We start from the raw sequence: 12,821 nt of genomic DNA, 5'->3' as shown, positions 1-12,821 counted from the left end.
AGATGAACGAATCCAAAGACGTCCTCGATACCGTTGATGCCCGCGCCGCCGCGCTGCGCGACCGCCTCGGCCCGCACGTAGCACCCGCAGGCCTGTACGAACGCCACAAGCGCCTGCCGTTCGCCGGGCGCGTGCAATGCAATGTCGCGCGCGTCGAAGCCGGCGAATGGAGCGAGATCGTGCTCGATTACGAGGTCGGCTCGTCCGGCATCGCCGACGGCGGCTGGCTGAAGGCCACCTTCAAGTTCTATTCGGACTGGGCGCTGTTCCAGACGAGCGATCCGAGCGCGGCCAACTACATCAGCGCCGAATACCACGCCGCGCCGCTCGTGCCCGGCCAGAGCCCGGCCACGGTGCAGGCGCTGAACGTGCGCTTCGACCAGAAGGGGCACGAGCGGCCGTTCCAGAAAGCCGTGATCGTCGATGTCGTCGACGGCTACGTCAATGCGGGCGACCGGATCGTGATCCGCCTCGGCGACCGCCGCCGCGGCCCCGGCACGCGCGTGCAGACCTTCGCCGAGGACAACTTCCGCTTCCGGCTCTACGTCGATCCGCTCGGCACGTCGCGCTTCGTCGCGGTGCCCGGCGACGTATCGATCGACATCCGCGCCGGCGCGCCGGCCGACGTGCTGCTGAACGGCCCGCGCTTCGTGCAGCCGGGCACGCGCGCGCCGTTCCGGCTGTCGCTGCAGGACCGCTGGGGCAATGCGTGCCGCGACGTCGGCGGCGCGGTACGCGTGACCGCGTACGACGCGCGCGGCGAAGCCGTCTACCGGCGCGAGCACGCGCTGCCCGACGCGGGGTTCGCGAGCGGCGCGCTCGACGACCTCCCGACCGATGCGGGCACGCTGCGCATCGTGGCCGACATGCCCGCGCGGCCCGACGTGCGCGCGGCCGAAGCGTGGCTCACGGTCGACGCGTCGCTGCCTGCGCCGCGCGCGCTGTATGCGGACCTGCACGTCCATGCGCACGACACGGTCGGCACCAACAGCCCCGAATACAACGCGCGCTATGCGCGCGACATCGGCGGCATCGACGTGCTCGGCTACACGGCGAACGATTTCCAGATCACCGACGAGAACTGGCAGCTCGGCGTCGATGCGGTCGAGCGCTTCAACGAGCCCGGCCGCTTCGTCGTCTATCCGGTGCAGGAATGGTGCGGCAGCTCGACCGCGGGCGGCGACCACAACGTCGTGTTCCTCGGCGACGCGCGGCCGGATTTCCCGTACAACGCGCGCGGCGAACACAACCGCACGCTCGTCTGGAACGAGGACATGAAAGGCCATGCGGTCGAACTCGGCCGCTGGCCCGTCGAGGAACTGTGGGACGCTTATGCGGACGATGCCGCGCAGCATCTGGTGATGCCGCATGTCGGCGGCCGCCGCTACATCCCCGACTGGCACCATCCGGAGCTCGAGCGGCTCGTCGAGATCGCGTCCTCATGGGGGCATTTCGGCTGGCTGTACCAGGACGTGATCGCGCGCGGCTACCGGCTTGGCGTAGCGGCCAGCGGCGACGAGCATCGCGGCCGGCCGGGCGGCGGCGCGCCCGGCGTGCAGGTGTTCGGCGTGCACGGCGGGTTGACCGGCGTGCTCGCGCCCGCGCTCGACCGGAAAAGCGTCGGCGCAGCGCTGCGCGCGCGCCGCACGTGGGCGACCACCGGCGAGCACAGCGCGCTGCTCGTGCGCTGCGGCGAGCATTGGCAAGGCGACGCGTTTACGCACCGCGGGCCCGCGCGGCTCGACTACCGGCTGCTCGGCCAGTCGGGCTGGGAATACGTGGCCGCCTACGATCACGACGGCCTGCTGTGGGAGCGCGACCTGCATGCCGAACTCGGTTACGCCGAGCGCCTGATTCGTGTCCGCTGGGGCGGCGCGCGCATTCGCGATCGCTACCGCTGGGCCGCATGGCGCGGCCGGATCCGCATCGTCAACGGCACGATCCATCGGTTCGGATCGAACGGGTTCGAGCATGTCGAGGAATCGGCATGGCGCACCGGCGCGACCGACGTCGAGTTCCGCAGCGACACCTACGGCGATGCCGACAGTATCGAACTCGACGTCGGCAATCTCGCCGCCGCGACGATCGTGGTCGAAGGCACGATCGACGGCTTCGCCAAGGTCGGCGATCCGCTGCAGCGCAATCCGTTCGTGCATGCGCCCGCGTTCCGTTTCGAAATCAGCGGCGCGGAACTGCTCGCGCGCGGCGCGGCAACGCATGCGCTCGGCGGCACCGAGCTGTTCGTCGCGGTCGAGCGGCTGACCGACCGGCCGCTGCCCGTCGATCTCGCGGGCAGCATCGACGTGGCGCCCGGCAATGCGCCGTTCGGATGCCGTCCCGTGTATTTCTTCGGACGGCAGCGCAACGACAGCAAGGCGTGGTCGTCGGCGCAGTTCATCACGTTCGACCAGGAAGCTCCAACAAAATGATTTGAGGGGGCGGTTAACCAGCCGCATGCGCTGCTAGCCCCCTTCGTTGGTTCGCCGCAGCTTGTCCTGGCTATTCCGGACTCGGCAAGCCCAGCCGCCAGCTCAAATTTCTGCGCGCTCGCGTCTCGCAGCGTGTGTAGAAGAAATCCGTCAGATAGATGCGCGGGCGTGCGAGCAGCCCGCGAAGAATCGTCCGTTCATGAAGGTCGTAAGCCCGGTCGTCAAGATCGGGGCGCTCTGCCCGCAGGCGCCGGCCGTCTTCGCGAAACCGGCTGCGAGAAGCGCTTAGCACTGCCAGGTCGATATCGCACACGAAACGGGTATCCAGTTCTGCGGCAAGCCCCAAGTGGGTCGTCGCGAGAATCATCGCGCAGATACGGTCGCACGCGCGGATTCGCTCCCCTGCCTGGCGTCTGAACCAGTCCGCGCTACGCGGCTCGTTATCTTGTGCGCCCGGAACGAAAATCACGTCATGGAACCAGAGCGCGAGCTCGACGGCGTCCGGTTCGGGAATCGAGTCGCGCGCCAGGTCGAGATGACGCAAACATCGCCGTACATGCGTGAGCGTATGGTAATGGCGCGCCGGCTCCATATAGCATCGCGCCAGCATGCGATAGACATCCTCGGCATGTGTCCCGCCGCTGCACGACCACAACGCGACGAACCGCGCCCGCGTCCGGTTCACGTTCGCTCCTTGGCCCGGGACGGCTGCGCATGATCGCCCGGTGCCGACATTAGCGCGATGCGCTCAGAGAAATTCACTGCGGATGTCGATACTCGACCGCTGTCCGATGTTTCCGTAGTGATGCGCGAGCCACGTATCCGCTTCGCGTCGCCCGTAGTCATGCAGTTCGCTGAGAAATCCCCAATCCGCGTTGTACTTGCTCGATACGCTCAACGCGCACAGAGCGTCGTCGGCACGAATGGAATGGATCAGCATTTCCTTCATCTCGCCGCGTTTTATCGTGCCTTGCCGGATCAGGTCGGTGACGAACGAGATGGCTCGCATCTCGCGCATCAGCGACGAGTTGAAACTGATCTCGCTGATACGGTTGAGAATTTCCGCAGCCGTGACCGGCACGCCGCGGCGCACGAGCGGATTGATGTGCACGATCACGACGTCGCGCGTCGCGCAATTGTAGATGAGAGGATAGATGGCCGGATTACCCATGTAACCGCCATCCCAGTAGTACTCGCCATCGATCGTGACCGCCTGGAACAGTGTCGGCACGCATGCCGATGCAAGTACCGCGTCTGCACTGACATCCTGTCCCGTGAAGATGCGTATTTTCCCCGTCTCGACATTGGTTGCGCACAGGTACAGCCGGATCGGACAGTGCTTGCGCAGCGCGTCGAAATCGACCTGGCTTTCGAGCACTTCGCGCAGCGGGTTCAGGTTGTTCGGATTGAACTGATAGGGCGAAAAAACGCGCAGCATCATGTCGGCGAATGCATACAGCGGCGAATGATCGAGCCCGAAGCTGTGCGTGCCCTTCAGCCAGGGCACCCAACGCAGCGGGTTGTAGCGTTCCGCCGATTGCGCGACTGCCCGCCAGAAGTCGTGCAGTGCCTGGCGCGCACCGTCTTCGCCGCCTTTTTGCAGCCCGTATGCGAGTACAGCCGCGTTCATCGCGCCGGCGCTGGTTGCACTGACGCCCTCTATTTCGAGCCTGCTGTCTTCGAGCAGACTGTCAAGCACACCCCAGGTAAAGGCGCCGTGCATCCCGCCCCCCTGCAAAGCCAGTGCGATCTGTTTGCGCGGTCCATCATTGCGGCGTCTTGCGTGCGTGGTTGTCATGCCCGTCTCCCCAGCTCTCCGTCATGCGGAGCAGCGGCAAGTAATGGACGATACTTCGTCATGCGACACGTCGTCGTGCGCCGCAGGCCCATTCATCCTGCGCGCGCGTCCAAAGCATCCAGCAGCGCTTTCGCCTCTCGCAGGTCGCTCGTGTCGAATCCTTCCGTGAAGCAGCTGTACGCCTCGGACAGCGCCCGCTTTGCCTCCACGGTCTTCCCCTGCCGTTGCAACAGCCTCGCAAGGTCCGACGCCGCGCGCAATTCCAGCGCCCTGGCACCCTGCCGGCGCGCTCGCGCGATCGCTCGGTGAAAACAGTCCAGGGCTTCGTTATCGCGTGCAGGTGCCGTGCCGTCCTTGATCGCCTCTCCAGCCAGATAGATTCCCGTGAGCCGGCAGAGCTCGGCTTCGTAGCAATGCTCGCCGGATTTCTCGACGATCGCCATTGCCTCTTCCAGCGTGTCTCGTGCTGCCCTCTTGTCACCCGCACGCCAGTAACTGTCGGCGAGCAACGCGAGAGAATATGGCCGCAGGTCTGCGCCGCCGGTTGCCCGCTGCGCGTCGAGGCCCAGCCGCATCTGCGCGATTCCGTCGTGGATGTTTCCTTGCTCGCTCGTCACCCAGCCGCGCAGAAGCGTCCCCCACGCGAGCCAGTAAGGCAATCCGTGCTCGGTCGATACCGCAATGACCGCATCGGCACGCTCGCCGGCAAGCACCGGCTCCCTCCGCAGTTGATGCAAGTGGGCTGCGTAGGTAAGGCTGAACGCCAGAGACGGCCCATAAGCAAGGCCCTGCGCGAGCGTGAGTGCTTCAGCGCTGCGTTTGAGCGCTTGTTCCGGATAGCCCTGAAACCACAAAGTCAATACGAGGTAATTGAGCGCCCGAATACCAGGATCCACTCCGTGTGCGAAGACGTGTGCCTGATGCTGCTTCGGATCGTAGATCGCACAGGCCTGTTCCAGGTTTGCGCGAGCAGCGCCGAAATCGCCCTGCAGGAAAAAGCACACGCCCAGCGCACCATATGCCTCCACGAGCAAGCCCGGATCGTTCGCATCCCTGGCAATACCGAGCATCTGGTTGCTCAGATCGGTCGCGATTGCATACTCTCCGCGCACCACATGGTGTATCCGCAAGCCCAACTGCGTCGCAAAGCGTTGCGATGCCTCACCGGTCCGCTCGCATAACTCGAGCGCGCGCCTGTATGTCACGCCCACCTCCGTCGCGCCATACCCACGGACGTCCATCAAGACCGGCCCGAGGGAAAGCAGCAGCGTCAGTTCCCAATGCGCACGCATCGGCGTATCCGGCAAACGCTCGAGCAGCGCAAGCGCCGCTCCGAGGTGATTCATTGCATCGAGGTGGGCGGCATGCCGTAGCGCCTGCTGCGCTGCCCGATGCAGATATTCGACGGCCTTGGTAACGTTTCCGCTCTGACTGTAGTGGTGCGCAAGTTCGCTGCAGTAATCGGCGATGCGCGTCGGGAACAGCACCTCGATCGCCTGCGCAGTGCGCTCGTGCAATGTGGTACGCCGCTCCGTGAGCAACGAGCGCCCGGCCACTTCCTGAGTCAGCGCGTGTTTGAATGAATAATTAACCTCGGGAAAGGCGGGTCGCTCGTAGATGAACTCCGCGGCTTCCAGATGAGCGAGCAGACGACGCAGTTCATCGTCCCGCGCCGGCGCTTCGCTGCAAATTCGCCGGATCAGGCTGAACGGAAACTCGTGGCCGATGACGGCGAGCGCCTGTAGCAGTTCCTTTTCCTCGATGGGCAGCCGATCGATCCGGGCAGCCAGCACGCCCTGCACGGTGGTGGGAATGTGCAGCGTCGCCGGGGTCTCCACGATGCGGTAATGCCCGGCATCGCCGAGCAGCGATTTCTCTTCGACAAGCGTCTGGACCACTTCCTCCATGAAAAACGGGTTGCCCTCCGTCTTCTCCAGAATGAGCTGCTTGAGAGGCACGAGTGTGCGATCTTCGCCGAGCAGCGCCGTAAGCAGTCCTTGAGCATCGGATGGACCAAGCGGTTCGAGACGGATTTTGCTGCAATGACCCGCGCGGTCCCACGCGGGCCGATACTCGGGCCTGTAGTTCACCAACAGGAGTATTCGCTCGTCCGGCACGTGGTCGACCAGGTAGGTGAGGAAGGCTTCCGTCTCACGGTCCAGCCATTGCAGATCCTCGAACAGCAAATGGACCGGCTGATTCCGGCTCTCTCGCGCGAGAAGATTCCTGATCGCGTCGAACGTACGGTCGCGCCGGATCTGCGGATCCATCTCGACCAGTATCGTCCCGCCCTCGCCGATTCCAAGCAGATAGAGGATGTAGGGCACGAGGTCCTCGAAACTGCGCTCGAGCGTGAGCGCCTTGCCGATGACCTTTTCCCGGCAGCGCCGCTCGTCGTCCTGCGTCGTGATCTGGAAATAGTTCTTCAGGAGTTCGATGAGCGGCAAATTGGGAAACGCCTTGCCGTGCGAGACCGAAAACGTTTCCAGCACCAGCGCGCCACGCCGTGAACGCTCCTTGAACTCGTGAAAAAGGCGAGACTTTCCGACGCCCGCTTCCCCCACCACGCCGACCACGCGCCCATGCCCGCCCCTCATTGCCTCCAGCGCCCGGTTCAGATGGTCCATTTCCGTTTCACGGCCGACGAACCGCGCGAGACCGCGATGCGCCGCCAGCTGCAGCCGCGTGCGCAACGCTCCCAGGCCAAGCACTTCGTATACGCACAGCGGCGCCGGAATTCCCTTGAGTTGCGTCGCCCCGAGCGCCTTGAACTCGAAATAGCCTTCGGCCAGCTTATGGGTGGACTCGCTGACGAGAATCGACGTGGGCGTGGCGATTCCCTCGATCCGCGACGCGATGTGGATCGTATGCCCGAGCGGATCGTATTCGGTGTGCAAGTCGTCGGTGCGGATGGAACGGACGACGACCTCGCCCGTATGAACGCCGACGCGAATTTGCAGAGGAATGCCTTCCTGCAGACGAATGCGGTCACCGTGCTGCCGCATCGCCTGCTGCATGCGCAATGCCGCGAAAAGCGCTCGCTGCGCATGATCTTCGTGGGCGATCGGTGCGCCGAACAGCGCGAGGATGCCATCGCCGAGCGATTTCGCTACGTACCCTTCGTAGTAGTGGACCGCTTCCATCATCAGCTTGACCACGGGCACGATCAGGCGATGCGCCACTTCGGGATCGAGATCGTGGATCAACGCGGTCGACCCGGCCATGTCGGCAAACAGCGCGGTAACGGTCTTGCGCTCGCCGGCGGGCTCGCCGCGCGCTTCCATGGCCGCGTGTTCGGCACGGATCCGCTCGGCCAGATGATCGGGCGTGTAATGAATGGGGGTTGGCGGCGGCTCCCGACCCGATGGTCGAGAAAACGACGGCGCGGCGGCGGGTGTAGCCAGCGACGCCCCGCAATTGCTGCAGAAGCGGGCTGCCGGCTCGGCCTCATGTCCGCATTGCGGACAAGTGCGGGGCAGCACGGCCTGACACTCCTGGCAGACCCTCGCACCGGGAGGATTCTCGGATCCGCATGTTGTGCAGCGCATAAAACCCTCTTCCAGCCAAGGGTCGATATCAAAACATTATGCGCCACTATCTGCGGGTATTCAGGCCGGCGGGCGTGATCATGCATGCCGACAAGAGAAGAAACCAACGGCTCGACGGTAGTCGATGCGGTGGTCGAGAAACGTCAGCGCCAGTTCGAAAGGCGCGGCATGCGACACTCGACGATCGGCGCATGGCCGAACGCCCGCATTCGGCGCCGCCGTCGATCAACGGGTTGAGATGGCGCCCGGACGGCGTGCCGACCGGCGCGCAACGCCAATAGCGGCGGAGCTTCGCGGCGAGAGAGGTGCTGCTGCACGAGCGCTTTCCGCCCGAGCGCGACACAGCGCGGGATCAAGGGAAAATCCTGAAAAGCCGCCCGTTTTCCGCATCGACTTTCCGAACGCGACACGGCAGCCGTGCCGGACATGGCGCGCCTGGCCTATGATTCGGGCCGAGGGCAACGCCCGGGAGCGTGCAATGGCATTCACGGGAAATCGCCACGCACTCAACGCGTCGCAACGCATGCGACACGGCCGTCACCGCATTCATGGAGCACCATGTACACGCGCAACGAAGACCTCGAACATTTCATCGCCATCGCCCGGGCCCTGTTTCAGTCGCCCAGGTTGCCGGATGCGGCCCGCCACGCAGCGGCACAAGTTTTCGCTCGCCTCGAGCATCCGTCTCACGACGGCATGCGTGCCGCGAAACGATATCCGGCCTGCGACCTCCTCGATTCCGCGCTCGCGCCCCTTCTCGACGATTCGTCCGACCTGCGCGCCGCGGCACGCGCGCTCAAGACGCTCGAACCCTCGCTGGGCTGGCAACGACGAACGTCGGGGTTGAACGGGAGCGAAGATTACGTCGAGAAGCATGTGAACGGGATGATCTGCGGGCCGGGCGGGATGGAGAGCCGTCACGACGTTCAACTGGGGTTTTCGTTGATCGCGTCCTTTACCCGCTACCCCGATCACCAGCATCTGCCGGAAGAGGCGTACGTGCTGCTGTCCGCAGGCGAATTTCGCCAGCGGGATGGCGCCTGGTTCGATCCGGGCATCGGCGGCGGGCTGCACAACACGCCCAATATCGTGCATGCGATGCGCTCGGGCAGCGCGCCGTTTCTCGCGATGTGGTGCCTCTTGCCTTGAGCCGGGCGTCGGGTTCGCAGCCGCTCGCGGATTGCCCGCCGCGATCGGCATACCACGGCCCGCGCCCGATAAATGCGGGCTTTTATCGGTTGCCGACGCCACGCGCCGATATTTCGCAACGATTCGCATCACTCATTACAAATTCGATTTATTTAAAATAGAAACCCGAATAAATTATTTACCGTCGATCCTGACTTTAAAAATCCATCACATACAATACAGCTGTCGATCCGGGGAATCCCGACCACACACGATCGACATTCCGTTTCAATTCCCGATATTGTTTCAGAAAAATAGCGAAGGAGAAACGATCATGGCTCAAGTTACACTGTGGGGCAGCGTGCAGGGCAACGGCACGGTCGTGGATGGCTCGGGCGGATTCGCCGTGAAACGCGAAAGCACCGGAACGTACCAGCTTTCGTTCAATACCGCATTCATCAAAACGCCCGCGATCGTCGGCTCGCAATGGGGATACGGCGGCGGACAAAACACGCTGGACAACGTGATCTTTCCGGCACTTTCCGGCAGCGGAGCCACGATTCAAACCGGCGACGCAAACGGAAAATATACCGACCGGAATTTCAGCTTCGTCGTCATCGGCTCGATCAGCTAAAAGTCGGCCGGGCTGCATTCCTTCCGGCAACCGGGGGTCTTATTAAAATAAATTTCCGGAAAACCTGAAATATATGCAGCTTCCATGGCACTTGTCACGTCGGCGAGTCCAGGACGCCGGGATGAAGAAAACGAAATCGCTGTATCGCGGGCCCCGATTCCCGGCGTCCTTCATCGGCCATGCAGGCCGCCGGTGTTTTCGCTTCCGGCACGGCTTGCGCGACATCAGGCAGCGGCCGTTCGAACCGCGGCGCGAATCGGAACGTCATCGTGCCCAGCGCGACACTACCGCGCCGCAATCCCCGCGATAAAAAACACGCACGCGGCCGCCGACGCCACCGTGCGCACGTGATTCCACATCGTCCAGTCGTGCACGTAGCGCGTCCACAGCGCCGCGCCTTGCGCGGTCGCCGGATCGGCCGCGGCGAGCGCATCGTTGAGCGGCACGTTGACGGCCATCGTCACCGCGAACATGCCGAACACGTAGAGCACGCCGCCCGCGAGCGCCGCCATCGCGCCCGGCCGATCGCGATCGAACAGCGCGAGCACGGTCAGCGCGAGCGCCATCAGCGTCGTGCCGAGGAACAGCGGCATGAACGGCGAACGCACGATGTCGACGTTGATCGCATTCATCGCGGCCGCGCCGGCCTGCGGCGCGATCCGTCCGAGCGACGTCATCACGAACGTCGAGAACGCGAAGTACACGCCGGCCATCAGCCCGCAGCCGATGGCCGAACCCCACAGCAATGCGGAAGTCGCGAAAGCGATCATGGTCACGCGCTCCACACGCCGGTTGCGGCCGTCGCACGCGCATAGTCGGCGAAATCGCGCGCCGGCCGCCCGAGCGTGTCGTCGATGCCGTGCGCCACCGCGCTGTTACGCCCGTCGAGCACCGTGCCGAACAATTCGTCGAGCAACTCGACGACCGGCTCCGGCACGCCGACCGCGCGCAGCCCCGCGACGAACGCATCGGGCGGAATCTCGCGATACACGATCGGCCGGCCGGCGGCCCGCGCGATTTCGCCGACGGCTTCGGCGAACGCCAGTGCGCGCGGGCCCGTGACCTCGATCACGCGATCCTCGCACCGGGCATCGGTGAGCGCGGCCACGGCCACGTCCGCGATGTCGTCCGAATCGACGAACGGCTCGCGCACCGCACCGGCCGGCAGCGCGACCTCGCCGGCCAGCACGCCGTCGAGCAGGTAGCCCTCGGAGAAGTTCTGGTTGAACCAGCTCGCGCGCACCACACCCCAGCCCACGCCCGACGCCTGCAGCGCGGCCTCGGCGGCCTGCGCGCGGGGCTCGCCGCGCCCGGACAGCAGCACCACCCGCTCGACGCCGCTTTCACGCGCGAGCCGTGCGAATGTGGCGATCGCTTCCACCGCGCCTTCGACGGCGATGTCGGGCTGGTAGGTCACGTACGCGGCCGACACGCCGTCGAGCACGGCGGGCCAGGTCGCGGGCTCGGTCCAGTCGAAGCGGACGGCCGACGTGCGCGACACGGGCCGGGTAGCGATGCCGCGTGCGCGCAGCCGTGCATCGACGCGGGCGCCCGTCTTGCCCGAGCCGCCGACGATGAGGATGGGAAGTGCCGACATGTGCGTCTCCTTTTCTCTCTTGAATGCGAGAATGTCTCGCGTTTGAAAAACACGATAGACTCTCGCATTTGCAACGTCAAGTTTTCCGGAGGCGGCATGGGCCGACAAAAATCGGGGCAGAACGACGAGCCCGAAGCGGCGGCAGCGGACGCGCCGGCGCGCGCGCGGCTCGTGCCGACGCAGCAGCGCAGCCGCGAGCGGTTCGAGCGCATCCTCGCGTGCGCGTCGGACGTGATGATCGAGAAAGGCTGCGACGCGTTCCGGATGAGCGACATCGTCGAACGCACGGGCATCTCGTTCGGTTCGCTGTACCAGTACTTTCCGGACAAGTCTGCCGTGATCGGCACGCTCGCGGAGCGCTACAACGCCGTCGGGCACGACTGCGTGCGGCGCGATCTCGCCGCGATGAAGACGCTCGACGACCTGCACGGCACGCTCGCGCGCATCACGGACAGCTACTACCGGATGTTCGTCGACGAGCCGCTGATGCGCGACATCTGGCGCGCGACGCAGGCCGACCGCGCGCTGCAGGAACTCGACCGGGCGGACGGCGAGTTCCTGGCCGCGCTGTTCGCGGATGCGTTGGGAGACGTGGCGCCCGACACGACACGCGCGCAGCGGCGCGCGTTCGCCGAGCTGATGATGATCCAGATCGCAGCGGCCGTGCGCCACGCGATCACGCTGCCGCCGAAGGCGGCGCGGCAGATCCTCGCGATGTTCAAGCGCATGTTGCCGCGGGATCTGGCGGTGCTGGACGCGTAATCGCACCGCTCAATGCACGCGGCCGCCCTGAGGCGGCCGCGCGACGAAGTGGCATGGTGTGCCGCTTACTTGCTGTAGTCGTACACCCCGCGCCCCGCCTTCCGCCCAAGCCGCCCTGCCGACACCATCTCGCGCAGCAGCGGGCAAGCACGATACTTGGGATCGCCGAAGTCCTTCACGAACACGTCCATCACCGCGAGGCACACGTCGAGGCCGACGAGGTCGGCCAGCGCGAGCGGCCCGATCGGGTGGTTCGCGCCGAGCTTCATCCCCGCGTCGATCTCCTCGGCCGACGCGATGCCTTCGGCCAGCACGAAGAACGCCTCGTTGATCATCGGCACGAGGATCCGGTTCACGACGAAGCCCGGCGAATTGCGCACGCCGATCGGCGACTTGTCGAAACGCTCGGTCAGTTCGCGCACGGCCGACGCGGTCGCGTCGCTCGTCTGCAGCCCGCGGATGATTTCGACGAGCGGCATCAGCGGCACCGGGTTGAAGAAGTGCATGCCGACGAAGCGCGCCGGATCGGCGAGCGGCGCCGCGAGCGCGGTGATCGAGATCGACGACGTGTTGGTCGCGACGATCGCGTCGGGCCGCGCGACGGCCTCGATCTGCTTCAGGATGCGGCCCTTCAGCTCGACGTTCTCAGTCGCGGCTTCGATCACGATGTCGGCCGACGCGAGCTTCGCGTAGTCGGTCGACGTCGTGATGCGCGCCAGCGCCGCGTCGCGTGCGGCCGCGTCGAGCTTGTCCTTCGACACGAGCCGCTCGAGGCTGCCCTTCAGCGTCGCGATGCCCTTGTCGAGCGCAGCGTCGCTGACGTCGATCATCACGACGTTGAATCCCGCAACGGCGGCGGTCTGCGCAATGCCGTTGCCCATGGTTCCGGCGCCCACGACGCCGACGATTTCGATGGCCATGAAAT

Annotated in this window: 10 protein-coding genes; 4 read left to right on the top strand and 6 right to left on the bottom strand. The window is 65.1% G+C overall.

The window, feature by feature from the left end; translation table 11 throughout:
- The first annotated feature begins 2 nt into the window (after window positions 1-2).
- Window positions 3-2,429 (top strand): hypothetical protein, encoded by a 2,427-nt coding sequence (locus tag ACM6JT_RS31475; RefSeq protein WP_414857887.1) that lies wholly within the window; start codon window positions 3-5, stop codon window positions 2,427-2,429.
- Between the two features lie 70 nt (window positions 2,430-2,499).
- Here the strand turns inward: ACM6JT_RS31475 and ACM6JT_RS31470 are convergent, their stop codons facing one another.
- The 3 genes from ACM6JT_RS31470 to ACM6JT_RS31460 form a co-directional block, all read right to left on the bottom strand.
- Window positions 2,500-3,039 carry a hypothetical protein gene (locus ACM6JT_RS31470; protein ID WP_414858015.1) on the bottom strand — a complete coding sequence of 180 codons (540 nt, stop codon included), beginning with the start codon at window positions 3,037-3,039 and terminating at the stop codon, window positions 2,500-2,502.
- 138 nt (window positions 3,040-3,177) lie between these two features.
- Window positions 3,178-4,227, bottom strand: coding sequence for a patatin-like phospholipase family protein (locus ACM6JT_RS31465; protein WP_414857886.1), 1,050 nt, complete (start codon window positions 4,225-4,227; stop codon window positions 3,178-3,180).
- A 92-nt stretch (window positions 4,228-4,319) separates the two neighbouring features.
- A complete protein-coding gene (locus ACM6JT_RS31460; protein ID WP_414857885.1) occupies window positions 4,320-7,775 on the bottom strand; it encodes an adenylate/guanylate cyclase domain-containing protein in 3,456 nt (1,151 codons plus the stop codon).
- Between the two features lie 558 nt (window positions 7,776-8,333).
- Between ACM6JT_RS31460 and ACM6JT_RS31455 the strand changes: the two genes are divergently transcribed.
- The gene (locus ACM6JT_RS31455; protein WP_414857884.1) at window positions 8,334-8,924 is read left to right on the top strand and encodes a dimethylsulfonioproprionate lyase family protein; all 591 of its coding nucleotides are present in this window, start codon (window positions 8,334-8,336) and stop codon (window positions 8,922-8,924) included.
- Window positions 8,925-8,955: 31 nt separating this feature from the next.
- On the top strand, window positions 8,956-9,537 hold the full coding sequence (locus ACM6JT_RS31450) for a hypothetical protein (RefSeq protein ID WP_414857883.1): 582 nt from the start codon (window positions 8,956-8,958) through the stop codon (window positions 9,535-9,537).
- A gap of 284 nt (window positions 9,538-9,821) precedes the next feature.
- Here ACM6JT_RS31450 and ACM6JT_RS31445 read toward each other — a convergent pair whose 3' ends face one another.
- Both ACM6JT_RS31445 and ACM6JT_RS31440 read right to left on the bottom strand, forming a co-directional pair.
- On the bottom strand, window positions 9,822-10,307 hold the full coding sequence (locus ACM6JT_RS31445; RefSeq protein WP_414857882.1) for a DUF1772 domain-containing protein: 486 nt from the start codon (window positions 10,305-10,307) through the stop codon (window positions 9,822-9,824).
- A gap of 2 nt (window positions 10,308-10,309) precedes the next feature.
- Window positions 10,310-11,134, bottom strand: coding sequence for an NmrA family transcriptional regulator (locus ACM6JT_RS31440; protein WP_414857881.1), 825 nt, complete (start codon window positions 11,132-11,134; stop codon window positions 10,310-10,312).
- Between the two features lie 96 nt (window positions 11,135-11,230).
- Here ACM6JT_RS31440 and ACM6JT_RS31435 point away from each other — a divergent pair, with 96 nt between their 5' ends.
- Window positions 11,231-11,896, top strand: a complete 666-nt coding sequence (locus tag ACM6JT_RS31435) for a TetR/AcrR family transcriptional regulator (RefSeq protein WP_034184638.1) — start codon at window positions 11,231-11,233, stop codon at window positions 11,894-11,896.
- Window positions 11,897-11,961: 65 nt separating this feature from the next.
- Here the strand turns inward: ACM6JT_RS31435 and ACM6JT_RS31430 are convergent, their stop codons facing one another.
- The gene (locus tag ACM6JT_RS31430; RefSeq protein ID WP_034184639.1) at window positions 11,962-12,816 is read right to left on the bottom strand and encodes a 3-hydroxybutyryl-CoA dehydrogenase; all 855 of its coding nucleotides are present in this window, start codon (window positions 12,814-12,816) and stop codon (window positions 11,962-11,964) included.
- Window positions 12,817-12,821: the final 5 nt, after the last annotated feature.

The sequence above is a fragment of the Burkholderia sp. IT-111MI5 genome, from assembly GCF_949752865.1.
Taxonomy (GTDB): Bacteria; Pseudomonadota; Gammaproteobacteria; order Burkholderiales; family Burkholderiaceae; genus Burkholderia; species Burkholderia pyrrocinia_C.
This window is presented reverse-complemented; position numbering and strand designations above follow the sequence as displayed.